Here is a 23,575-nt window from a genome sequence, read left to right on the forward strand (position 1 = left end):
TGTTGTTCTCCAGAGTGCAGGGTTGGTAATGCCTGGCGTCATTCCGCAAGTTGCGGGTCGAGCGCCCTGACGTGCTCCACATGCCAGCCGAGCGGCACCACATCGCCCACGCTCAGGGCGGGGTCGAGCTCGGCGATCGGCTGCTTGACGAAGAAACTGGGGTTGCCACAGACCTCCATGCGCACGCGCACGTGATCTCCCAGGTAGATGAACTCGGCCACGCGGCCGCTGAAACGGTTGGCGCAGCTCTCGCTGGCGCCATTGATACGCACCCGCTCGGGGCGAATCGACAGGCTTACCGGCTCGCCCGGCGCGCCGACCTTCACAGCCAGCGCCTGTACCTGCTCGCCACGCGCCAGGCGCACGGTGCAGCGCTCGCCGTCACGAGCCACCAGCTCGCCGGCCAGGCGGTTGTTCTCGCCAATGAACTGGGCGACGAAGGTGTTGCTCGGTGCCTCGTACAGGTCACGCGGCGGGGCGATCTGCTGGATCTCGCCCTGGTGAAACACCGCCACGCGGTCGGACATGGTCAGCGCCTCGCCCTGGTCGTGGGTCACGTAGACCACGGTCACGCCCAGGCGCTGGTGGATGTGCTTGATCTCCATCTGCATGTGTTCGCGCAGCTGTTTGTCCAGCGCACCGAGCGGCTCGTCCATCAGCACCAGCTGCGGCTCGAACACCAGCGCACGGGCCAGCGCCACACGCTGCTGCTGACCGCCGGAAAGCTGCGCCGGGTAGCGGTTGCGGAAGCTGTCGAGCTGCACCATGGACAGCGCGCGCTTGACCCGCTCGGTGACGTCGGTTTTGTTCATGCCACGCACGCTGAGCGGGAAGGCCAGGTTCTCGGCCACCGTCATGTGCGGGAACAGGGCGTAGTTCTGGAACACCATGCCGATGTCGCGCTTGTGCGGCGGCACGTTGTTGATCGAGCGCCCGGCGAGGAGGATCTCCCCGGCGGTGGGCGTCTCGAAACCGGCCAGCATCATCAGGCTGGTGGTCTTGCCGGAACCGGACGGCCCGAGCAGGGTGAGGAACTCGCCCTTGCGGATGTCCAGGTTGAGGTCTTTGACGATCAGGCTTTCGCCGTCGTAGCTCTTCTGCACGCCCTTGAAACTGACGAGCACATCGCTGGAAGCATTCTCGGCCATTGCCGCACCCTTGTTCTCGTTGCCGTGCTGTAAGACTAGAAAGCCCTGCAGACGGCGCAAATCGGGCGCAAGGAGAGATTGCTATAAGGCGACAGGACGACAGCCTGTAGGGATCGCCCTACACACGGGTTTTGTGGGAGCGGACTCAGAGCAGCTTGTGCTCCACGGCGTACTTCACCAGGTCCGCCACCGAATGCAGGTTGAGCTTCTGCATCAGGCGCGCCTTGTGGGTGCTGATGGTCTTGCTGCTGACCGACAGGTGCAGGGCGATCTCGTTGACGCCCTCGCCACGCACCAGGCGCTCGAACACCGAGAACTCGCGCTCGGACAGCAGCGCATGCGGCGGCCTTGAATCGGTCAGGCCGACCTCGAAAACCATGCGGTCGGCCAGCTCCGGATCGATATAACGACCGCCACCGGCCACCTTGCGAATGGCGGTGAGCAACAACGCCGGGTCGCTGTCCTTGGTGGCGTAGCCGGCGGCGCCGATCTTCAGCGCACGGGCCGCCATCTGCGCCTCGTCGTGCATGGACAGCACCAGCACCGCCGGCGGGTTGGCCAGGGCACGAATCCGCGGAATCGCCTCCAGTCCGTTGACACCGGGCATGGAGATATCCAGCAGCACCACCTCGCAGGGCGTGTGGCGCAGGGTTTCCAGCAGCTGTTCGCCATTGCAGGCCTCGCCCGCCACCTGCAGGTCCTTGGCCAAGCCGATCAGTTGCTTGATGCCCTCGCGGACGATGGTGTGGTCTTCGGCCACCAGTACACGAATCATGCGACTACCTCTTCTTTCAGTGCCACTCGCACGCTCAGCGTGGTGCCCTCGCCCGGATGGCTGTCGATGCTCAGGCTGCCGCCCAGCATCAGCACGCGCTCGCGCATGCCGACCAGGCCGAAGGATTGTGCGCGCGGCGCGCGGGTGTCGAAACCCCGACCATCGTCACTGATCCGCAGGCACAGCTCATCACCCTCGACGCTCAGGGCGATCTCGACCGTGTGCGCCTGGGCATGGCGCAGCACATTGGTCAGCGCCTCCTGCAAAACGCGGAACAGGCCCACGGCTTTGGCATCGGCCAGTTTTGGCAACTGCTCTGGCACCTGCACCAGGCAGGCGATGCCGCTGCGCGCCTCGAAGCGCCGCGCCTGCCACTCGATGGCCGAGCCCAGTCCCGCATCCAAGATTGGTGGGCGCAATGCGGTGGCTACGTCACGCACCAGCTGGAACAGGTTGGCGATCAGTTTCTTCATGCTGTCCAGGCGTGCCTGCAGGCCCGGGTCGAGCCCGGCAAACGCCAGCTCGCACATCGAGGTTTCCAGCTTGAGCACGGTCAGCACCTGGCCCAGTTCGTCGTGCACTTCACGGGCGATACGCGCTTTTTCTTCCTCACGCACGCTCTCCAGGTGCGCCGACAGCTCGCGCAACTGGGCACGCGACTCGGCCAACTCCAGCTCGATGGCCTTGTTGTCGCTGATGTCCCAGACCACGCCATCCCACACCACATGGCCATCGCCCAGCTGGCGGGCGCTGGCCTTGATATCCGCCCAGCGGACCCGACCATCACGGGTGAGAATGCGCCCCTGCCACTGCCAGTCGCCTGCCGCGGCGATGGCCGCATCCTGGGTACGGTGGTAGGCCGCACGATCGTCCGGGTGGACCAGGCTGCGGATACCGAAGTCATGGGCCATGATGGCGGCCGGCGGATAGCCCACCAACTGCTCGCTGCCCTCACTGATAAAGGCGAAGTCCGAGGGTGCCTCCGGGCTGGGCCGTTCGAGGCGGAACACCAGCCCCGGCACATTACCGGCGATGCCTTTCAGTCGCGCCTCGCTTTCTTCCAGGGCCGCACGGGCACGGCGCCGCTCGGTGGCATCGCTGAGGTAAACCACCAGATACTCGGTCTCGCGAAAGCGCAGAAAACCCAGCGTCACATCAACGGGCAGGTCACTGCCATCGGCGCGCTGACAGAGGCTCTCGAAACTCAGGGCGCCATCCACCTGCTGACGCACCCGCCGCCACAGGTTGAGCCAGCGGTCCATGCCCAGCGTGCGCTCGAAGTCCTGCAGCGGCCGGTCGACCATGGCGGCCTCGCTGTAACCGAGCATGCCCGCCACCGCCTGGTTGGCATAGCGCACCCGGCCGTCCCAGCTGACCCAGAGGATGCCCACCGTGCTGTGGTCGAGGGAGAACTGGGCCAGACGCAGCGCTTCCTCGGCCACCTCGCGCTGATTGAGGATCTGCCGCGCTTCGAGCAGGCGCTTTTCCAGCTGGCCACGCTGGCGACGCAGCACAGCGAGCAATAGCAGGCTGACCAGCAGCATGAGGCCGAGCAGCACACTGAGACTGCGCCAGAAGCGCGGCGAGTCGCCGAGCCCGGGGGTACGCGCCGTCAGCCAGCGGCGTTGCAGGCTGTCCAGTTCCTCGGCCGGCATCTCGCGCAAACCCTGCTGCACGATGCTGGCCAGCTCCGGCCAGTCGCGACGGGTAGCGAAGCGCAACAGCAGCGGCAGGCCGACATCGGCCAGCACGCGCAGGTTGGCGAACTCACTCTCCTGGGCCAGGCGACTGAGCTGGGCCTGGTCGATGGCGGCGAAGCGCGCCTTCTGCTCCAGCACCGCACGCAAGGCCTCGCGTTCGGACGGCTCGGCCTGCAACTGCAGGTTGAAGTAGTTGCTGCGCAGGTAGTCGGCCACCGCACTGGGGGTGCGCACGGCAATCACATCCTGTTCACCGAGCTGCTCAAGCTCCAGCCCCACCTCGCCCCCCGGCTCGCCGACCAGCAGATGGGGAATGCGCATGTAGGGGTCGGAATACTGCCAGAGGCGCAGACCGGCGGGGCTTTGCTGAAGGCCTGGCGCCAAGTCGATACGTCCGGCGCGCAGCGCTTCCTGCAGCGCCTCCAGGCTGTCGAAGCTGCGCCAGCTCAGTTCGACGCCGAGACGTTTGGCCAGTTTTTCGGTGAGTTCGATGCTCAGCCCGCTCAACTGCTGCTGACGGCGCCGATATTCGGCATAGGGCGCCTGCAGCACCACACCCACGCGCAGCCGCGGGTGCTCGGCCAGCCAGGCCTGCTCGGCCGGCGCCAGGCGTAGCGGCGCGGCCTGGACGCTCAGCGCACCCAGCAACAGCAGCCCACAGAACACTCGAATCATGCGCACGACAGCGACCTCCGGCCTGTTACCTTACCTGACAAACCTTCACGCAGCGCTTAGGCTGCTAGAACCCTTATCACGCCGAGCCCCTGAGATGCGCCGTCCAGTCCTCTCGACACTCATCGCCCTGCTGCTGAGCCTTGCACATCCCGCCCTGGCGGAGGAAGAAACTCCCGCCGCCAGTCCAGACACCGCCGCCGCAACGCCAGATACCGAGGAGGCACCTCGCCAGCCGCTCGAAGAGCGTAGCGAGGACAATGCCCAAGCCCTGGAACGGCAACTGCCCAAGGGCGAACAGCAGATGCTGCAGGCCGAGGGCGGCAGCTTTCTGGCCTTGTGGAAACCGGCCAATGCGCCACAAGCCAAGGGGGTGGTGATCCTCGTCCCCGGCGCCAATGAAAGCGCCGACTGGCCGCAGGCGATCAATCCTCTGCGCAGCAAACTGCCCGATGTCGCCTGGAGCAGCCTGAGCCTGAACCTGCCCGACAGCCCCAAGGAGCCGCTGCCCGAGGCCGTGCTGCCGCGTACGCCGGAAGCGGTCACGGTCGATACCGCCGACAGCGTCGCCGAGCCCGCAACAGAGGCGCCCGCCAGTGAGCCCACGGCCGATGCCCCGGCCCCGGCGCCGGTCGATCCCTCTCAGCGAGTCTTCGCCCGTATCGACGCCGCCATCGCCTTCGCCGAGCAACAGGACGCGAGCAACATCGTGCTGCTCGGCCACGGTGACGGCGCCTACTGGGCGGCGCTCTATCTCAAGGAGCGCCAGCCTGCACAGGTCAAGCAACTGGTCACGGTCGCCGCGCAACTGCCTGCCGGCCAGTCTCCTGCGCTGGAAGAGCTGATTCCCGGCCTCAAGCTGGCTACGGGCGACTTCTTCTACAAGGATCAGGCTGCCGATCGCAGCGCCGCCGTGCGCCGCCTGCAGGCCAGCAAGCGGCTGGCTCACGACAGCTACACGCAGGTTGCCCTCAAGGCCTTGCCGGGTAATCAGGATGCCGAGCAGGAGCAGCTGTTCCGCCGTGTCCGGGGTTGGCTGGAGAAGCAATAGGCGTCAGCGGAAACCGTGCCTTCGGCGGATCAGCTCGTAGGCGGCGTGCAACTCACGGGTCTTGTCGGTCGCCGCACGCAGTTGCGCGGCACTGGCGCCAGCGCCAGCCAGCTTGTCCGGATGATGGCGACTGAGCAGGCGTCGGTAGGTCTGTTTGATCAGCCTGGGCTCGCTGTCGGCGCGCACGCCCAATAGGCGCAAGGCCGCCTGGTAATCCCCCCCAGGCGTGTCCGGCACCGACGCTTGTGGCCGATATTCCTCGGCCATGGCCTGCAAGGCCGCACGCGGAAAGCCAAGCCAGCGCGCCCACTGCTCGATCAATAGGCGCTCCGCCTCACTCAGTCGGCCATCGGCCCAGGCCATGCGCCAGCAGGTACGCAATACCACCTCTGCACGCTCCGGGCGCGCCTGCAAGGCACGCAGGGGGCCGCGCAACTCCTTGTCTGCCTGCTTGCCGCGCGCGAAGGCCTGCATGGCACGACGACGCGACAGCTCATCCAGCCCCAGCCGCTGCATCTCGCCTGCGGCCATCTGGATATGACTGTCGAGCACACGCCCATCACTCTTGGCCAGGCGCCCGAGCAGCATGAACAGCAGATCCTCGTCGTCCATCTGTGGCCGCTGCAGCCCCAGGAGCTGACGCAGGTGCTCCAATGAGCGCAAACGCATGCGCCGGTCGAGCATCTGGCCAAGCAAGCCGCCCAGCAGTGCACCGGGGATGCTGGCCAGGGCCAGCCCCGCCGCAGCGCCAAGCAGGGTCGCCGGCCAGAGCATGTCAGCCCTCTGCCTGCAGTAAACGCTCGACCTCGGCCAGGCGCTCGTGAGTGCCGACATCGACCCAGCGACCGGAGAAATGCTCGCCACTGACCTGGTCATCGGCCATGGCCGCGCGCAGCAACGGCGCCAGCTTGAAGGCGCCCGGCGGGCAGCCGGCGAACAGGTGCGGATGCAGCACGGAGATGCCGCTATAGGTCAGTGCATCAGCACCGCCGACTGCATCACTGACCCGCCCGGCCTCCAGCCGGAAGTCGCCGCCCTGGTGGTGGGCCGGATTGTCTACCAGCACCAGGTGCGCCAGGCCCGCCAGCGGGCGGCGCAGGGCAGCGAAGTCGTAGTCGGACCAGATATCGCCATTGACCACCACAAATGGCGCGGCGCCCAACAGGGGCAGCGCTTTGCATATGCCGCCGCCGGTTTCCAGCGGCTCGCCCTCAGCCGAGTAGACGATGCTCACGCCAAAGCGCGAGCCGTCACCCAGATAGTCCTCGATCTGCTGGCCGAGCCAGGCGTGGTTGATCACCAGCTCGGTGAACCCCGCCGCGGCCAGGGCGCGCACATGAAACTCGATCAGCGGCGTGCCGGCGGCGCGCACCAGCGGCTTCGGCGTATGCAGCGTCAGCGGACGCAGACGCTCGCCCTTGCCCGCCGCCAGGATCATCGCCTTCATGCCGGTTGCGCCTCGTGCTGCGGCAGGCTGGCCAGCAGCTCGCCCAGCACAGCCAACTCCGGCCGGCGTGCCAGCACGGCCTCTATATAAGTGAAGAAGCGCGGCACATCGCCCAGGTACTTGGGCTTGCCATCGCGATGGCAGATGCGCGCGAAGATGCCGATCACCTTGAGGTGACGCTGCACGCCCATCAGGTCGCTCATGCGGTGGAACTCGGCGAAGTCCTCCGGCACGGCGATGTCCGCCTCGCGGGCCAGCTGCCAGTAACGCTGCAGCCAAACCTGCACACGCTCCTCCGGCCAGCTGAGAAAGGCATCCTTGAACAGGCTGGTGACGTCATAGCTGAGCGGGCCCTGCACGGCATCCTGGAAATCGAGAATGCCGGGGTTGGGCTGGCTGAGCATCAGGTTGCGCGGCATGTAGTCGCGATGCACGAACACCCGCGGCTGGGCCAGGGCGCTGCTCACCAACAGGTCGCAGACCTGCTGCCACTGCGCCAGCTGCACGACATCCAGTTCGACGCCCAGATGGCGCTGCAAGTACCAATCGGGGAACAGCTGCAGCTCGCGGCGCAGCAGCGCATCGTCATAAGCCGGTAGCTGACTGTCGACGGGCAGTTGCTGGAACCTCACCAGCGCCTGCAGAGCCTGCTCGAACAACTCGTCGGCGTTGTCCGCATCGAGCACTTCCAGCCAGGTCTGGTTGCCCAGATCGTCCAGCAGCAAAAAGCCACGCTCCAGGTCCTGGGCCAGAATACGCGGCACATGCACGCCAGCTTCGGCCAGCATCGCCGCGACCTTGACGAAGGGGCGGCAGTCTTCCTGGGGCGGCGGCGCGTCCATCAGAATCAGACTGCGACCTTCGGCCTGCCAGCGGAAATAACGACGGAAACTGGCATCACTGCTGGCCGGTGTCAGGCCGCCAGAGGGCACCTCACCCCAGCCCTCGCGCTGAAACAACACAGGTAAAGATTCTTCCAACCAGCTCTGCAGGAGCTGAAGACGCACATCTTGATCAGGCATTACAGGGGTCTCCGACGGCGCTAGCCGTTGCGCGGGTCATGCTTTATTATCCAGCATCTTTTTCAGCCCATCGAGAGGCGTGCGGTCCCTGCGGGGCCGGAGGCGCGCAGGAAGCCCGGACTAACAAGATGGCAGTAAAACTCCCCGTATTCCGTAAAAAATTCCCGTTGTTGATGACCAGTGGCCTGCTGGCGCTACAACCTCTTGCCACCTCTTTCGCTGTCGCTGCCGAGCAATTCGACTGTGCCGCCTCCGCTTCCGGCGGTTGGGCCTGTACCCCGAAAGCTGTCACCACCAGCCAACTGCCACGCCCACAGCACACCGCCACAGCGGTCAGCGCCGTGGCCGGCACAGCCGCCGTATCCGGCGAAGCTGAGCGCACCACCCTGGTCACCGAAAGCGAGGGCCGTGGTCTGCAGAGCCGCAGTGCTGACTTCAGCCATCTGGACTGGGTGCCGCGCGAACAACTCACCGAGGCCCAGCTGGCCGAAGTCGGTCCTTACTGCGCCGGCTCCTACGTCGAGCCGCTGCGACCGGGCATGAGCGACGACACACCGATGGACGAAGCGCCACTGTTCGTTTCGGCCAAAGCCTCACGCTATGAGCAGGACAAGGAAGCCGCCACCCTCGCCGGTGATGTAGTGCTGCGCCAGGCCAGCATGCAGGTCGAGGCCGATGAAGCCACCCTGCACCAGGCCGAAAACCGCGGTGAGCTGAAAGGCAATGTCCGCATCCGTGACAACGGCATGCTGGTGGTTGGCGACCGCGCCGAGATCCAGCTGGACAATGGCGAAGCCAAGGTCGAGAACGCCGAGTACGTGATCCACAAGGGCCACGTGCGCGGCAGTGCGCTGTACGCCAAGCGCGAGGAAAGCGCCGTCGTCCGCCTCAAGGACGGCACCTACACCCGCTGCGAGCCGGGCAGCAACGCCTGGCACCTGAAGGGCAACAACGTCAAGCTGGACCCGGCCACCGGCTTCGGCACCGCGACCAATGTGACCCTGCGGGTGAAGGACATTCCTGTGTTCTACACCCCCTACATCTACTTCCCGATCGACGACCGTCGCCAGTCCGGTTTCCTCGCGCCCAGCCTGAGCTCGTCGAGCGACAACGGCTTCACCCTGTCGACGCCCTACTACTTCAACCTGGCGCCGAACTACGATGCCACCCTCTACCCGACCTACATGGCCAAGCGCGGCATGTTGCTAGAGGGCGAGTTCCGCTACCTGACCAAAGGCAGCGAAGGCCAGGTCGGCGCAGCCTGGCTGGACGACCAGAACGACGACCGCGAGCTGCAGTCCGAATACGAAGACCAGCGCTGGATGTACAACTGGCAGCACAAGGGCGGTCTCGACGAGCGCCTGCTGGCCGAGGTGGACTACACCGATATCAGCGACCCCTACTACTTCCAGGATCTCGACAGCGATCTGGAAAGACTTGAGACGCCGGACTTCCTCAACCAGCGTGGCACCCTGACCTGGCGTGGCGACAGCTACACAGCACGCCTGAATGCCCACGCCTATGAACCGACCAGCGTTATCGACATCACCCCCTATGACCGCCTGCCGCAGCTCTCTCTGGATGGCCAGTTGCCGTTCCAGCCAGGCGGGCTGAACATGTTCTACAGCACCGAATACGCCAGCTTCGACCGCGACCTGCGCAGCGGCAACTTCGTCGATGAGGATGGCAATCCCGAGCCCTGGTATGACAACAACGTCTTCGGACTTGACCGTGCCACGGGCGACCGCGTTCATGTCGAGCCGGGCATCAGCCTGCCGGTCGAGCGCACCTGGGGCTATCTCAAGCCCAGCCTGAAGTACGCCTATACCCAGTACGATCTGGACCTGGACTCCATAGGCAAGGCCCAGGCCGGCAGCGACTTCGAAGACTCGCCGGACCGTGGCGTGGCCATTGCCAGCGTTGACAGCGGCCTGTACTTCGACCGCAACACCACTTGGTTCGGCAACAACTACCGGCAGACCCTGGAACCGCGCGCCTTCTACCTCTATGTACCGGAGGAAGACCAGGACGACATCCCGGTGTTCGACACCAGCGAACCAGGCTTCAATTACTCCTCGCTGTGGCGCGACAACCGCTTCAGCGGCCGCGACCGCTTCGGCGACGAGAACAAACTGTCCATCGGCGTAACCAGCCGCTGGATCGAGAGCAACGGCTTCGAGCGCCAGCGCTTCAGCATTGGCCAGGCCGTGTACTTCGCCGACCGCAAGGTCACCATGCCGGATCGCACTGGCACCCTGAAGGATCGCGACGACTACCAATCCGACGTCTCGCCCTATGCCCTGGAATACCTCTACCGCTTCAACCGCGACTGGCGCCTGAGCTCGGACTTCAACTGGGATCCGGACAGCCACCAGACCCGTTCCGGCAGCATGATGTTCCACTACCAGCCGGAAGACGAACCGAACAAGGTGGTCAACCTGGGCTATCGCTATCGTAATGACACCATGCGTTACGACCAGGCGAGCGGTAGCTGGGTATATGGCAGCGACTTCGGCGTCGAAGGCCAGCCGAACTACGTCGAGGACTACTACAAGATCCAGCAGCACGATTTCTCGGTGATCTGGCCGATCGTGCCGCAATGGAGCGTGATTGCCCGCTGGCAGCATGACTATGCACAGAACCGTACCCTGGAAGCCTTCGGTGGTTTCGAGTACGACAGCTGCTGCTGGAAACTGCGCCTGATCAACCGTTACTGGGTCGACTACGACGAGACCAGTCTCAACCCCGATACCAACGAGGAAGGCGATCGCGGCATCTTCCTGCAGATCGTCCTCAAGGGCCTCGGCAATGTGCTGGGCGGCTCGACCGAGACTTTCCTCGACCAAGGCATTCAAGGTTACCGTGAACGTGAAGAACAAGCTTTCTGATTGCCTGCGCCCGCTGTTGTTGGGCGCAGTTTTCCTCGGCTCTGCCGCACAGGCACAAGTACAGTCTCTGGATCGCGTCGTCGCCATCGTCGACAACGACGTGATCATGTACAGCCAGCTGGATCAGCGCCTCAACGAAGTCGAACAAACCCTGAACAAGCGCGGTGGCCAGCTGCCGCCGCAGGACGTTCTGCAACAGCAAGTGCTGGAGCGTCTGATCGTCGAGAACCTGCAGCTGCAGATCGGTGATCGCTCGGGCATCCGCATCACCGATGAAGAACTCAACCAGGCCATGGCCAGTATTGCCCAGCGCAATAACCTGACCTTGGATCAGTTCCGCGCGGCCCTAGCCCGTGACGGCCTGTCCTACGAGCAGGCTCGCGAGCAGATCCGCCGCGAAATGGTGATCAGCCGTGTGCGCCAGCGCCGCGTGGCCGAGCGCATTCAGGTCACCGACCAAGAGGTGAACAACTTCCTCGCCTCCGACCTGGGCCAGATGCAGCTGGCGGAGGAATACCGCCTGGCCAACATCCTGATCCCGGTGCCCGATGCCGCTTCGCCGGATCAGATCCGTGCCGCCGCACAGAAAACTGCCGAGGTCTACGACAAGCTGCGCGGCGGGGCCGACTTCGCCCAGATGGCCATCGCCAACTCCGGCAGTGAGAACGCCCTGGAAGGCGGCGATATCGGCTGGCGCAAAGGCGCCCAGCTGCCGCCGGCCTTCGCCGAGCTGATTCGCAGCCTGTCCGTTGGCGAGATCACCGAACCGCTGCGCACCCCGGGCGGCTTCATGATCGTCAAGCTGCAGGAAAAACGCGGCGGCGATACACAGATGCGCGACGAAGTACATGTGCGCCACATCCTGATCAAGCCCAACGCCATCCGCAGCGAAGCAGAAACCCAGCGCCTGGTCGAACGCCTTCACCAGCGCATCCTGGCCGGTGAAGATTTCGCCGAGCTGGCAAAGAGTTTCTCCGAAGACCCGGGTTCGGCCCTCAACGGCGGCGACCTCAACTGGATCGACCCGAACAGCCTGGTGCCGGAGTTCCGCGACGTGATGGCCAAAACCCCCAGCGGCCAGCTGTCCGAGCCGTTCAAGAGCCCCTATGGCTGGCACGTGCTGGAAGTCCTCGGCCGCCGCGCCACCGACAGCAGCGATCAGTTCCGCAAGCAGCAGGCCATGAACGCCCTGCGCAACCGCAAATACGACGAAGAGCTGCAGGCCTGGCTGCGCCAGATCCGCGACGAGGCCTACGTCGAGATCAAGCTGTAAGCACTGCCGCATGAAGAGCCCGGCCTGGCGCCGGGCTTTTTTTCGCCCGTAAACTGAGCGTTCCGCACCAAGAGAATCTGCCCCATGAGCCTGTTCGCCCTGACCCCTGGAGAGCCCGCCGGCATTGGCCCGGATCTGTGTCTGCTGCTAGCCCAGGAGGCCCAGCCGGCAGCGCTGGTCGCCATCGCCAGCCGCCAGCTACTGGTCGAGCGCAGTCAGCAACTGGGGCTGGGCATCACGCTATTGAGTGTCGGCCCAGGCAGCTGGCCTAACACGCCTGCTCCTGCCGGCAGCCTGTACGTCTGGGATACCCCGCTAACAGCAGAGGTGCAACCCGGCCAACTGAACCAGGACAACGCGGCCTACGTGTTGCAAACCCTGACCCGTGCCGGCCAGGGCTGCCTCGACGGCACCTTCGCCGGGATGATCACCGCCCCGGTGCACAAGGGCGTGATCAACGAGGCCGGCATCCCCTTCTCCGGCCACACCGAGTTTCTCGCCGAGCTGACCGCCACCGAGCAAGTGGTCATGATGCTGGCCACCCACGGCCTGCGCGTGGCACTGGTGACTACGCACCTGCCGCTCAAGGACGTCGCCACGGCCATCACGGCCGAGCGCCTGACGCGGGTGACCCGTATCCTGCATGCGGACCTGGTGGAGAAGTTCGGCATCGCCCAGCCGCGCATTCTGGTCTGCGGCCTCAACCCGCATGCGGGTGAAGGCGGCCATTTGGGCCGTGAGGAAATCGAGGTGATCGAACCGACACTGGCGCAATTGCGTACAGAGGGGCTGAACCTGATCGGCCCGCTGCCGGCCGACACCCTGTTCACCCCCAAGCACCTGGAACACTGCGACGCCGTGCTGGCCATGTACCACGACCAGGGCCTGCCGGTGCTCAAGTACAAGGGGTTCGGCGCGGCGGTCAACATCACCCTGGGCCTGCCGATCATTCGCACCTCGGTCGATCACGGCACCGCACTGGACCTGGCCGGCACCGGCAAGGTCGATACCGGCAGCCTGCGCGTCGCACTGGAAACCGCCTACCAGATGGCTACTGCACGCAGCGCGTAGGCCGGGGAGAGCGCAGCGAAACCCAGTCTTCCCATGAACAAGACGCTGGGTTTCGGCGCCAGGCGTCTCTACCCAGCCTACGGCTGGCGGCGGCGATGCTGTTAAACTGCTGCACTTTAGCATTGCGCTTTAAGCTTGTGGCTTGAAGCTTGGAGCCGTACCCATGAGTGACTACCAACACCGCGCGCGCAAGCGCTTTGGCCAGAACTTCCTGCACGATGCCGGCGTGATCCATCGCATCCTGCGCGCCATCCATGCCAAAGAAGGCGAGCGTCTGCTGGAAATCGGCCCGGGCCAGGGCGCCCTGACCGAAGGCCTGCTGAACAGCGGTGCACAGCTCGATGTGATCGAGCTGGACCTCGACCTGATCCCTATCCTGCAGGCCAAGTTCGGCGACAATCCGCGCTTCAATCTCAACCAGGGTGATGCCCTGAAGTTCGACTTCAGCCGCCTGGATGCCGCGCCGCGTAGCCTGCGCGTCGTCGGCAATCTGCCGTACAACATCTCCACCCCGCTGATCTTTCACCTGCTGGACAACGCCCCGCTGATCCGTGACATGCACTTCATGCTGCAGAAGGAAGTGGTCGAGCGCCTGGCTGCCGAGCCGGGCGGCGGTGACTGGGGCCGCCTGTCGATCATGGTGCAATACCACTGCCGGGTGGAGCATCTGTTCAACGTCGGCCCAGGCGCCTTCAACCCGCCGCCCAAGGTCGACTCGGCCATCGTCCGCCTGGTGCCGCACGAGACGCTGCCGCATCCCGCCAAGGATCATCGCCTGCTCGAACGTGTGGTACGCGAGGCCTTCAACATGCGCCGCAAGACGCTGCGCAACACGCTCAAGCAACTGCTGCCAGCCGAAGCCATCGAGGCCGCCGGCGTGGATGGCGGTCTGCGCCCGGAGCAGCTGGACCTGGCCGCCTTCGTGCGCCTGGCCGATCAGCTGGCCGAGCGCCAGCCCGCCAGCCAAGCCGACTAAACTGTCTATCCAGCCAATCGAGTTCACCCAGATGGCCGCCTCCCCCTATCAGATCGACGTCAGCGTCGAGACCCGCTACCTGCCGGAGCAGTCCACGCCGGAGCAGAACCGCTACGCCTTCGCCTACACCGTGACCCTGCACAACAGTGGCGCGGTGGCCGCCAAACTACTGAGCCGCCACTGGATCATCACCGACGGCGACGGCCGCGTGCAGGAAGTGCGCGGCGCCGGCGTGGTCGGTCAGCAGCCGCACCTGGAGCCCGGCGAGAGCCACACCTACAGCAGCGGCACGGTGATGGCGACCAAGGTGGGCAACATGCACGGCAGTTACCAGATGGTCGCCGACGACGGCACCCGCTTCGACGCCCCCATCGCCCCCTTCCGCCTGGCCATGCCCGGAGCCCTGCACTGATGGCCACCTATGCCGTCGGTGACCTGCAAGGCTGCCTGCAACCTCTGCAATGTCTGCTCGAACGGGTCACCTTCGACCCCGCCCGGGACAAGCTGTGGCTGGTTGGCGACCTGGTCAACCGCGGCCCGGCATCGCTGGAAACCCTGCGTTTCCTCTACGCCATGCGCGATTCGCTGGTCTGCGTGCTGGGCAATCATGACCTGCACCTGATCGCCGTCGCGCACAACATCGAGCGCCTGAAGAAAAACGACACCCTGCGCGAAATCATCGAGGCGCCAGACTGCGCCGAGCTGATCGACTGGCTACGCCAGCAGAAGCTGATGCACTACGACGAACAGCGTGACATCGCCCTGGTGCACGCCGGCATCGCCCCGCAATGGACCGTCAAGAAAGCCCTCAAGCGCGCCGCCGAAGTCGAGGAAGTACTGCGTGACGACGCGCGCCTGCCGCTGTTCCTCGACGGCATGTACGGCAACGAACCGGCCTGCTGGGACGGCGACCTGCACGGCGTTACCCGCCTGCGGGTGATCACCAACTACTTCACGCGCATGCGCTTTTGTCGCGAAGACGGCACCCTGGACCTGAAGAGCAAGGAAGGCGTCGGCACCGCCCCGGCTGGCTACGCGCCCTGGTTCAGCTGGCCGCAGCGCAAGACCCGCGGCCAGAAGATCATCTTTGGTCACTGGGCGGCCCTGGAAGGCAAGTGCGAAGAACCCGGCCTGTTCGCCCTCGACAGTGGCTGTGTCTGGGGCGGCGCCATGAGCCTGATGAATATCGATAGCGGCGAACTGTACCGCTGCAGCTGCGAGGACCTGAAATGAGCGAATTCAAACGCATTCCCCCGGAGCAGGCTCAGGCGCTGCGCGAGCAGGGCGCCGTGGTCGTCGACATTCGCGACCCACAGAGCTTCGCCAATGGCCATATCAGCGGCTCCACGCACCTGGACAACCACAGCCTGGCAGGCTTCATCGCCGCCGCCGACTTCGACCAGCCGCTGATCGTCACCTGCTACCACGGCAACTCCAGCCAGAGTGCGGCCGCCTACCTGGCCCATCAGGGCTTCGCCGAGGTCTATAGCCTGGACGGAGGCTTCGAACTGTGGCGTAGCCAGTACCCGGACCAGGTGGCCGCCAGCGACGCCGAATAAAAATTTCTGCGCGGTGCAAAGCCGCGCCGCATGCCGCCTGCAGAGAAATAACCGACCAGCGGCAACATACTGTCACCTGTTTGCAGCCCTTGCGCCGGACGAAAGCGAACTACGCTTAGGACGAGGCCGTCCAAAAGGAGAACCGGTCCACCGGTTCCGGGCCATCGGTAGCGTCTCTTGGTGTTCTGGGGGTTGTTCCACGGCGTTTACGCCGCCTTCCCATGCACCCGCCCGAATGCCCCGCGCCGACTCCACGTAAGCCAGCGAGGTGCAGTCATGAGCATATTCAGCCACTTCCAGCAAAGGTTCGAAGCCACTCGCCAGGAGGAGTACTCCCTGCAGGAGTACCTGGAGCTGTGCAAGACGGACCCCAGCGCCTATGCCACCGCGGCAGAGCGCCTGTTGCTGGCCATCGGCTCGCCGGAACTGGTGGATACCTCGTCCGACTCGCGGCTGTCACGGATCTTCTCCAACAAGGTGATTCGTCGCTACCCGGCCTTCGCCGACTTCCACGGCATGGAGGAGTGCATCGACCAGATCGTGTCCTACTTCCGCCACGCCGCGCAGGGCCTGGAGGAGAAGAAACAGATCCTCTACCTGCTCGGCCCGGTGGGTGGCGGCAAGTCGTCCCTGGCCGAGAAGCTCAAGCACCTGATGGAAAAGGTCCCCTTCTATGCCATCAAGGGCTCGCCGGTGTTCGAGTCGCCGCTGGGGCTGTTCAATGACGCCGAGGACGGCGCCATCCTCGAGGAGGACTACGGCATTCCGCGGCGCTACCTGAACAGCATCATGTCGCCCTGGGCCACCAAGCGCCTGCAGGAATTCGGCGGCGACATCAGCCAGTTCCGCGTAGTCAAGCTGTACCCGTCGATCCTCAACCAGATCGCCGTGGCCAAGACCGAGCCGGGCGACGAGAACAACCAGGACATCTCCGCCCTGGTCGGCAAGGTGGATATCCGCAAGCTGGAAGAATTCCCACAGAACGACGCCGACGCCTACAGCTACTCGGGCGCGCTGTGCCGCGCCAACCAGGGCCTGATGGAGTTCGTCGAAATGTTCAAGGCACCGATCAAGGTGCTGCACCCGCTGCTGACCGCGACCCAGGAAGGCAACTACAACAGCACCGAAGGCCTGGGCGCGATTCCCTACAGCGGCATCCTGTTGGCCCACTCCAACGAATCGGAATGGCACAGCTTCCGCAACAACAAGAACAACGAGGCGTTCATCGACCGCATCTACATCGTCAAGGTGCCCTACTGCCTGCGCGTGTCGGACGAGATCAAGATCTACGACAAGTTGCTGGTCAACAGCTCGCTGGCCAAGGCCCATTGCGCCCCCGACACCCTGAAGATGCTCGCCCAGTTCTCCGTACTGAGCCGCCTGAAGGAGCCGGAAAACTCCAACGTTTATTCGAAGATGCGCGTCTACGACGGCGAGAACCTCAAGGATACCGACCCCAAGGCCAAGTCGATCCAGGAATACCGCGACGCGGCCGGCGTCGACGAGGGCATGAACGGCCTGTCGACCCGTTTCGCCTTCAAGATCCTGTCCAAGGTCTTCAATTTCGACCCCCACGAGGTCGCCGCCAACCCGGTGCACCTGCTCTACGTGCTGGAACAGCAGATCGAACAGGAACAGTTCCCCGCCGAAGTGCGCGAACGCTATCTGCGCTTCATCAAGGAATACCTGGCGCCGCGCTACATCGAGTTCATCGGCAAGGAAATCCAGACTGCCTACCTGGAGTCCTACAGCGAATACGGGCAGAACATCTTCGACCGCTACGTGCTGTACGCCGACTTCTGGATTCAGGATCAGGAATACCGCGACCCGGAGACCGGCGAGATCCTCAATCGCGTGGCACTCAACGAGGAGCTGGAAAAGATCGAGAAGCCGGCCGGCATCAGCAATCCGAAGGACTTCCGCAACGAGATCGTCAACTTCGTGCTGCGCGCTCGCGCCAACAACAACGGCAAGAACCCCACCTGGCTCAGCTACGAGAAGCTGCGGGTGGTCATCGAGAAGAAGATGTTCTCCAACACCGAGGACCTGCTGCCGGTCATCAGCTTCAACGCCAAGGCCAGCAAGGAGGATCAACAGAAGCACAACGACTTCGTCAAACGCATGGTCGAGCGCGGCTATACCGACAAACAGGTGCGCTTGCTCTCCGAGTGGTATCTGCGGGTTCGCAAATCGCAATAAGGTGGCCTGACGCGACCGGCCACAGGCCCGGGTTGAGCGCCGCCAAAGCGCTTGGTCCTGGCTTGCGGCCGATGCCTGCAGCGTACGGAGGGCAGTTATGAGTCATGTGATCGACCGACGCCTGAACGGCAAGAACAAGAGCACGGTGAACCGCCAGCGTTTTCTGCGGCGCTACCGTGACCACATCAAGAAGGCGGTCGAGGAGGCCGTCAGCCGCCGCTCCATTACCGACATGGAGCACGGCGAGCAGATCAGCATTCCCGGCCGCGACATCGATGAGCCAGTGCTGCACCACGGCCGAGGCGGTCGGCAGACCACCGTGCACCCGGGTAACAAGGAGTTCAACGCCGGTGACCATGTGCAGCGCCCGCAGGGCGGTGGTGGCGGACGTGGCGCCGGCAAGGCGAGCAACTCTGGCGAGGGCATGGACGAGTTCGTGTTCCAGATCACCCAGGAAGAGTTCCTCGATTTCATGTTCGAGGACCTGGAACTGCCCAATCTGGTCAAACGCCACCTGACCGGCACCGATACCTTCAAGACCGTGCGCGCGGGCATCAGCAACGAGGGCAACCCCTCACGCATCAATATCGTCCGCACCCTGCGCTCGGCCCACGCCCGACGCATCGCCCTGTCCGGCACAAGCCGGAGAAAGCTACGCGAGGCCAAGGCCGAGCTCGAACGACTCAGGCGCGAAGAGCCGGACAACTTCGGCGATATTCAGGAAATCGAAGCGGAAATCGAGCGACTCAGCGCTCGCATCCACCGCGTTCCGTTCCTCGACACCTTCGACCTCAAGTACAACCTGCTGGTCAAACACCCCAACCCCAGCTCCAAGGCGGTGATGTTCTGCCTGATGGACGTGTCCGGCTCCATGACCCAGGCCACCAAGGATGTGGCCAAGCGTTTCTTCATCCTCCTGTACCTGTTCCTCAAGCGGAACTACGAGCGCATCGAAGTGGTGTTCATCCGCCACCACACCAGCGCCAAGGAAGTGGACGAAGAGGAGTTCTTCTACTCCCGCGAAACCGGCGGCACCATCGTCTCCAGCGCTCTCAAGCTGATGCAGGAGATCATGGCCGAGCGCTACCCGACCAACGAATGGAACATCTACGGCGCCCAGGCCTCGGACGGCGACAACTGGAACGATGATTCGCCGGTGTGCCGCGATATTCTGATCAACCAGATCATGCCGTTCGTGCAGTACTTCACCTACGTCGAGATCACCCCGCGCGAGCACCAGGCGCTGTGGTTCGAATACGAACAGGTCAGCGAGAGCTTCGCCGAGAGTTTCGCCCAGCAGCAGCTGGTCTCCGCCGCGGACATCTACCCGGTGTTCCGCGAGCTGTTCCAGCGCCGCATGGTCACCTGAGGGTCAGCCCATGAATGCCCCCGCCAAGAAACGCCAACCCATCTCCACCGGCTCGGAATGGACCTTCGAGCTGATCCGTACCTACGACCGCGAGATCGCGCGCATCGCCGAGCGCTATGCGCTGGACACCTACCCCAACCAGATCGAGGTGATCACCGCCGAGCAGATGATGGATGCCTACGCCTCGGTGGGCATGCCGCTGGGCTATCACCACTGGTCCTACGGCAAGCATTTTCTGGCGACCGAGAAGGGCTACTCGCGCGGGCAGATGGGCCTGGCCTACGAGATCGTGATCAACTCCGATCCCTGCATCGCCTACCTGATGGAGGAAAACACCATCTGCATGCAGGCGCTGGTGATCGCCCATGCCTGCTACGGCCACAACAGTTTCTTCAAGGGCAACTACCTGTTCCGCACCTGGACCGACGCCAGCTCGATCATCGATTACCTGGTGTTCGCCAAGCAGTACATCATGCAGTGCGAGGAACGCCACGGCATCGACGCCGTGGAGGATCTGCTCGACTCCTGCCACGCCCTGATGAACTACGGCGTCGACCGCTACAAACGGCCCTATCCGATCTCCGCCGAGGAGGAGCAGCGCCGGCAGAAGGATCGCGAGGAGCACCTGCAGCGGCAGATCAACGACCTTTGGCGCACCATTCCCAAAGGCAGCGGCAAGGACCGCGAGCACGACAGCAAGCGCTGGCCCGCCGAACCCCAGGAAAACATTCTGTACTTCCTGGAGAAGCACGCGCCGCTGCTGGAGCCCTGGCAGCGCGAGGTCGTGCGCATCGTGCGCAAGATCGCCCAGTACTTCTACCCGCAACGCCAGACCCAGGTGATGAACGAAGGCTGGGCCACCTTCTGGCACTACACCCTGATGAACGACCTGTACGACGAAGGCCTGGTCACCGACGGCTTCATGCTGGAATTCCTGCAGTCGCACACCAGCGTGATCTACCAGCCGAGCTTCGACAGCCCCTACTACAGCGGCATCAACCCCTACACCCTGGGCTTCGCCATCTACAGCGACATTCGCCGCATGTGCGAGCACCCGACCGAAGAGGACAAGCGCTGGTTCCCCGACATCGCCGGCGGCGACTGGCTGTCCACCCTCAAGTTCGCCATGGCCAACTTCAAGGACGAGAGCTTCATCCTGCAGTTCCTCTCACCCAAGGTGATCCGCGACCTCAAGCTGTTCAGCGTGCTCGACGACGACCTGCAGGACGACCTGGTCATCCCCGCCATCCACGACGAGTTCGGCTACCGGCAGATCCGCGAAACCCTGGCCGCCCAATACAACCTGGGTAATCGCGAGCCCAACGTGCAGATCTGGAGTGTCGACCGCCGTGGCGACCGCTCCCTGACCCTGCGCCACCAGCAGCACGAGCGCAAACCGCTGGGCGACTCCACCGGCGAGGTGCTCAAGCACCTGCACCGCCTGTGGGGCTTCGACATTCACCTGGAAAGCATGCGCGGCGACCAGGTGGTCGGCATGCAGCACGTTCCGCCCAAGCGTGAAGCGGAGAGCGAGAACGAATATCCGCGCCTGGACCTGGTGATACCACCGATCTAGGGCGAACGTTCGGAGGCGAGGAGCGCCAGACGGCGCTTTTCGCTTATCCTCCGCCGCAACGGAGGAATCGACATGCAGATCTACAAGGTTGGCGGCGCCGTACGCGACCGCCTGCTCGGCCGCCCGGTGGCAGACATCGACTGGGTGGTGGTGGGCGCCAGCGCCGAAGCCATGCAGGCCCAGGGCTTTCGCCCGGTCGGTAGCGACTTTCCGGTCTTTCTCCATCCGCAGAGCGGCGAGGAATATGCCCTGGCGCGCACCGAGCGCAAATCCGGCCAGGGCTACGGCGGCTTCACCTTCCACGCCAGTCCGGACGTCACCCTGGAAGAAGACCTGATCCGCCGCGACCTGACCGTCAACGCCATGGCCGAGGACGAGCACGGCAATGTGATCGACCCCTATGGCGGCCTGCAGGATCTCGAAGCACGCCTGCTGCGCCATGTTTCTCCCGCCTTCGCCGAAGACCCGCTGCGCGTGCTGCGCGTGGCGCGCTTTGCTGCTCGCTACGCACCACTGGGCTTCCGGGTTGCCGAAGAAACCCTGGCGCTGATGCGCCAACTGGCCGAGTCCGGCGAACTCAAGGCCCTGACCGCCGAGCGCAGCTGGAAGGAAATCTCCCGCGCCCTGCTGGAGCCGCGCCCGGACGTGTTCATTCAGGTACTGCGCGATTGCGGCGCCCTGGCGGAACTGCTGCCGGAGCTCGATGCACTGTTCGGCGTACCGCAAACCGCCAGCCATCACCCGGAAGTCGATACCGGCGTGCACTGCCTGATGGTGCTGCAGCAGTGCGCCCAGCATGAACAGCCGCTGACCGTGCGCTGGGCCTGCCTGCTGCATGACCTGGGCAAAGGCCGCACTCCGGAAAGCGAATGGCCACGGCATATCGCCCACGAAAAACGCGGGCTGAAGCTGATCGATGCGGTCAACCAGCGCTGCAAGGCTCCCCGGGACTGTGCCGAGTTGGCCCTGCTGGTCGGCGAGTACCACACCCACGGCCACCGGGCCCTGGAGCTGCGCGCCGATACCCTGCTGGACCTGCTGCAAGCCTTCGACGTGTACCGCCGCCCGCAGCGGTTCGAGGAATTCATCTCTGCCTGCGAAATGGACGCGCGCGGTCGCCTGGGTTTCGAGGAGCGCGACTATCCACAGGCCACCTACTTGCGCGGCGCCATGCAGGCGACACGCGCGGTAGCCGTACAGCCCTTGCTGGAACAGGGTTTCAAAGGCGCCGAGCTGGGCGAAGCGCTCAAACGCGAGCGCCTCAATGCCCTCAAGGCCTATAAGGAAAACGCAAAGCAAACGTAGCCCGGATGCAATCCGGCTACAGAGAGGCGGGGTTGGCCTGGATCAGCTCGGACGGGGTCAGCTCGACGCCACGCCACTGGAAAGCCACAGGCCATAGCTGCTGATCGATGTGCGTCTCACGCCAAAGCTCGGCAAAGGGCTTTCCCACCTCGGGATGCGCCACCGTGGGTGCGAGCAGCGCCAGCGGCCAGAGCACAAAAGCGTTTTTGAGAATTTCCGCGCGTGGCAGCACCAAGCCATCGAAGCGGCCAACCTGCTGGCCATACAACAGCACGTCGATATCCAGTGGCAACCCACTACGCTCCGGCGCATAGCGGCCATTGTCAGCCTCAATGCACTTGAGCCGACGATCTAGCTCAGCCAACGGCAGGTCGGTGCGCGCACTGATGACCAGGTTATAGAAGTGGGAGCTCTTGATCCCCACCGGTGCACTCTCGAACACCGGGGAGCAGCACAGATCCTGCAGGAAGCTGGCAAGCGCATCGAGACCGGCACGCAGGCGCACGTCCCGCTCGGTGTTGCTGCCCAGCCCGAGAAATATCCTGGTCATCGCGAGCGCTCGATTTCCACACCCACACTGAGGGCCAGAGGATTGGCGCCCGGCTTGGTCACCCGCAGGCGCAGCCAGGGCGCGCCAAACTGGGCCAGCAGGCTCTCGGCAAGACGCTCGGCGAAGGTTTCCACCAGCTCGAAGCGAGCCGCTGCGGCAAAGGCCTGGATGTGCTGATTGACTGCCGCGTAATCGAGCGCCTTGGCCAGGTCATCATCTGCCGCTGCCGGGCGGATGTCCCAGGCGAAGGTCAGATCCAGGCGCAAGCACTGGCGAATACCGCGCTCCCAGTCGTAGGCGCCGATCAGGGTGTCGACCTCCAGCCCCTCGATGAAAACCTTGTCCACCTGTTCACTCCACTCGTCACGCCGCTAGAATCGGGACTCCCTCGCCCCGGAATGGACACCATGTTCTGGCTGTTGGTCCCACTCGCCTACCTGCTTGGCTCTCTGTCCTTCGCCATCCTGCTCAGCCGCCTCGCGGGCGGGCCAGACCCACGCGCCAGTGGTTCGGGCAACCCCGGCGCCACCAACATGTTGCGCGTCGCGGGCAAGAAGCTGGCCATCCTCACCCTGCTTGGCGATCTGGGCAAGGGCCTGCTGCCGGTGCTGGTCGCCGATCTGCTCGGCCTCGGCATTCAGCAGCAGGCCTGGATCGGCCTGGCCGCCGTCGTCGGCCATCTCTACCCAGTCTACTTTCGCTTTCGCGGCGGCAAGGGCGTGGCGACGGCAGCCGGCATGCTGTTGGGGCTCTATCCACCAGCAGCCCTGCTGGCCCTCGGCGCCTGGGCTTTAGTGTTCTTCCTTACCCGCACCAGTTCACTGGCTTCGCTGATCGCCACGCCGCTGACCCTGCCATTGCTGGCCTGGCAGCAACCCGGCGCGCTATTACCGATGTGTGTGCTGACCGGACTGATCGTCTGGCGCCATCGCGGCAATCTACGCGACCTGCTCGGCGGGCGCGAACGGCATTTCTAATCCGTCACCTGAGCCCC

The 23,575-nt window shown here is 64.4% G+C and carries 21 protein-coding genes; 13 read left to right on the top strand and 8 right to left on the bottom strand.

All coding sequences use genetic code 11. The annotated features are described in order from the left end of the window. Nucleotides 1-38: 38 nt before the first annotated feature. The 3 genes from P7A97_RS08800 to P7A97_RS08810 form a co-directional block, all read right to left on the bottom strand. Nucleotides 39-1,148, bottom strand: a complete 1,110-nt coding sequence (locus tag P7A97_RS08800; RefSeq protein WP_277689564.1) for an ABC transporter ATP-binding protein — start codon at nucleotides 1,146-1,148, stop codon at nucleotides 39-41. A 145-nt stretch (nucleotides 1,149-1,293) separates the two neighbouring features. Then, entirely contained in the window at nucleotides 1,294-1,923 is a 630-nt protein-coding gene (locus tag P7A97_RS08805) for a response regulator transcription factor (protein ID WP_277689565.1), read from the bottom strand. Further along, the gene (locus tag P7A97_RS08810) at nucleotides 1,920-4,298 is read right to left on the bottom strand and encodes a transporter substrate-binding domain-containing protein (protein WP_277689754.1); all 2,379 of its coding nucleotides are present in this window, start codon (nucleotides 4,296-4,298) and stop codon (nucleotides 1,920-1,922) included. Before P7A97_RS08810 ends, P7A97_RS08805 begins: the two co-directional genes overlap by 4 nt. A 94-nt stretch (nucleotides 4,299-4,392) precedes the next feature. Between P7A97_RS08810 and P7A97_RS08815 the strand changes: the two genes are divergently transcribed. Beyond that, nucleotides 4,393-5,346: an alpha/beta hydrolase family protein gene (locus P7A97_RS08815; RefSeq protein WP_277689566.1), complete on the top strand. Its 954-nt coding sequence runs from the start codon at nucleotides 4,393-4,395 to the stop codon at nucleotides 5,344-5,346. Between the two features lie 3 nt (nucleotides 5,347-5,349). On the opposite strand, the gene djlA is transcribed toward P7A97_RS08815, so the two are convergent. Genes djlA through P7A97_RS08830 form a run of 3 tightly spaced genes read right to left on the bottom strand, consistent with a single transcriptional unit; the run spans nucleotide 5,350 to nucleotide 7,815 of the window. Further along, nucleotides 5,350-6,120: a co-chaperone DjlA gene (gene djlA, locus P7A97_RS08820; protein WP_277689567.1), complete on the bottom strand. Its 771-nt coding sequence runs from the start codon at nucleotides 6,118-6,120 to the stop codon at nucleotides 5,350-5,352. 1 nt (nucleotide 6,121) lies between these two features. Beyond that, entirely contained in the window at nucleotides 6,122-6,793 is a 672-nt protein-coding gene (murU, locus tag P7A97_RS08825; RefSeq protein WP_277689568.1) for an N-acetylmuramate alpha-1-phosphate uridylyltransferase MurU, read from the bottom strand. After that, nucleotides 6,790-7,815 (bottom strand): phosphotransferase, encoded by a 1,026-nt coding sequence (locus P7A97_RS08830; protein ID WP_277689569.1) that lies wholly within the window; start codon nucleotides 7,813-7,815, stop codon nucleotides 6,790-6,792. Before P7A97_RS08830 ends, murU begins: the two co-directional genes overlap by 4 nt. A 128-nt stretch (nucleotides 7,816-7,943) precedes the next feature. Between P7A97_RS08830 and P7A97_RS08835 the strand changes: the two genes are divergently transcribed. From P7A97_RS08835 to P7A97_RS08885, 11 genes are all read left to right on the top strand, one after another. Beyond that, a complete protein-coding gene (locus tag P7A97_RS08835) occupies nucleotides 7,944-10,703 on the top strand; it encodes an LPS-assembly protein LptD (RefSeq protein ID WP_277689570.1) in 2,760 nt (919 codons plus the stop codon). After that, complete coding sequence (locus tag P7A97_RS08840; RefSeq protein ID WP_277689571.1) at nucleotides 10,684-11,976, top strand: peptidylprolyl isomerase; 1,293 nt, start codon at nucleotides 10,684-10,686, stop codon at nucleotides 11,974-11,976. Before P7A97_RS08835 ends, P7A97_RS08840 begins: the two co-directional genes overlap by 20 nt. 84 nt (nucleotides 11,977-12,060) lie before the next feature. Further along, complete coding sequence (gene pdxA, locus P7A97_RS08845; RefSeq protein WP_277689572.1) at nucleotides 12,061-13,047, top strand: 4-hydroxythreonine-4-phosphate dehydrogenase PdxA; 987 nt, start codon at nucleotides 12,061-12,063, stop codon at nucleotides 13,045-13,047. Nucleotides 13,048-13,210: 163 nt separating this feature from the next. Continuing rightward, entirely contained in the window at nucleotides 13,211-14,023 is an 813-nt protein-coding gene (rsmA, locus tag P7A97_RS08850; RefSeq protein ID WP_277689573.1) for a 16S rRNA (adenine(1518)-N(6)/adenine(1519)-N(6))-dimethyltransferase RsmA, read from the top strand. 31 nt (nucleotides 14,024-14,054) lie between these two features. After that, nucleotides 14,055-14,435, top strand: coding sequence for a Co2+/Mg2+ efflux protein ApaG (apaG, locus tag P7A97_RS08855; RefSeq protein WP_277689574.1), 381 nt, complete (start codon nucleotides 14,055-14,057; stop codon nucleotides 14,433-14,435). After that, nucleotides 14,435-15,256 (top strand): symmetrical bis(5'-nucleosyl)-tetraphosphatase, encoded by an 822-nt coding sequence (locus P7A97_RS08860; protein ID WP_277689575.1) that lies wholly within the window; start codon nucleotides 14,435-14,437, stop codon nucleotides 15,254-15,256. Before apaG ends, P7A97_RS08860 begins: the two co-directional genes overlap by 1 nt. Beyond that, complete coding sequence (gene glpE / locus P7A97_RS08865) at nucleotides 15,253-15,582, top strand: thiosulfate sulfurtransferase GlpE (protein ID WP_277689576.1); 330 nt, start codon at nucleotides 15,253-15,255, stop codon at nucleotides 15,580-15,582. The genes P7A97_RS08860 and glpE overlap by 4 nt, the downstream gene beginning before the upstream one ends. A 276-nt stretch (nucleotides 15,583-15,858) precedes the next feature. After that, nucleotides 15,859-17,781: a PrkA family serine protein kinase gene (locus P7A97_RS08870; protein ID WP_277689577.1), complete on the top strand. Its 1,923-nt coding sequence runs from the start codon at nucleotides 15,859-15,861 to the stop codon at nucleotides 17,779-17,781. A 97-nt stretch (nucleotides 17,782-17,878) separates the two neighbouring features. Next, the gene (locus tag P7A97_RS08875) at nucleotides 17,879-19,150 is read left to right on the top strand and encodes a YeaH/YhbH family protein (RefSeq protein ID WP_277689578.1); all 1,272 of its coding nucleotides are present in this window, start codon (nucleotides 17,879-17,881) and stop codon (nucleotides 19,148-19,150) included. Nucleotides 19,151-19,160: 10 nt separating this feature from the next. Further along, entirely contained in the window at nucleotides 19,161-20,726 is a 1,566-nt protein-coding gene (locus tag P7A97_RS08880; RefSeq protein ID WP_277689579.1) for a SpoVR family protein, read from the top strand. A 72-nt stretch (nucleotides 20,727-20,798) separates the two neighbouring features. Continuing rightward, on the top strand, nucleotides 20,799-22,031 hold the full coding sequence (locus tag P7A97_RS08885; RefSeq protein ID WP_277689580.1) for a multifunctional CCA addition/repair protein: 1,233 nt from the start codon (nucleotides 20,799-20,801) through the stop codon (nucleotides 22,029-22,031). A 16-nt stretch (nucleotides 22,032-22,047) separates the two neighbouring features. Here P7A97_RS08885 and folK read toward each other — a convergent pair whose 3' ends face one another. Next, nucleotides 22,048-22,581, bottom strand: coding sequence for a 2-amino-4-hydroxy-6-hydroxymethyldihydropteridine diphosphokinase (folK, locus tag P7A97_RS08890; RefSeq protein WP_277689581.1), 534 nt, complete (start codon nucleotides 22,579-22,581; stop codon nucleotides 22,048-22,050). After that, nucleotides 22,578-22,928, bottom strand: a complete 351-nt coding sequence (gene folB / locus P7A97_RS08895) for a dihydroneopterin aldolase (protein ID WP_277689582.1) — start codon at nucleotides 22,926-22,928, stop codon at nucleotides 22,578-22,580. The genes folK and folB overlap by 4 nt, the downstream gene beginning before the upstream one ends. 60 nt (nucleotides 22,929-22,988) lie before the next feature. On the opposite strand from folB, the gene plsY reads away from it, so the two are divergent. Further along, a complete protein-coding gene (plsY, locus tag P7A97_RS08900) occupies nucleotides 22,989-23,558 on the top strand; it encodes a glycerol-3-phosphate 1-O-acyltransferase PlsY (protein ID WP_277689583.1) in 570 nt (189 codons plus the stop codon). The last annotated feature ends 17 nt before the right edge of the window (nucleotides 23,559-23,575 follow it).

It is taken from the genome of Pseudomonas sp. GOM6, from assembly GCF_029537485.1.
Taxonomy (GTDB): Bacteria; Pseudomonadota; Gammaproteobacteria; order Pseudomonadales; family Pseudomonadaceae; genus Aquipseudomonas.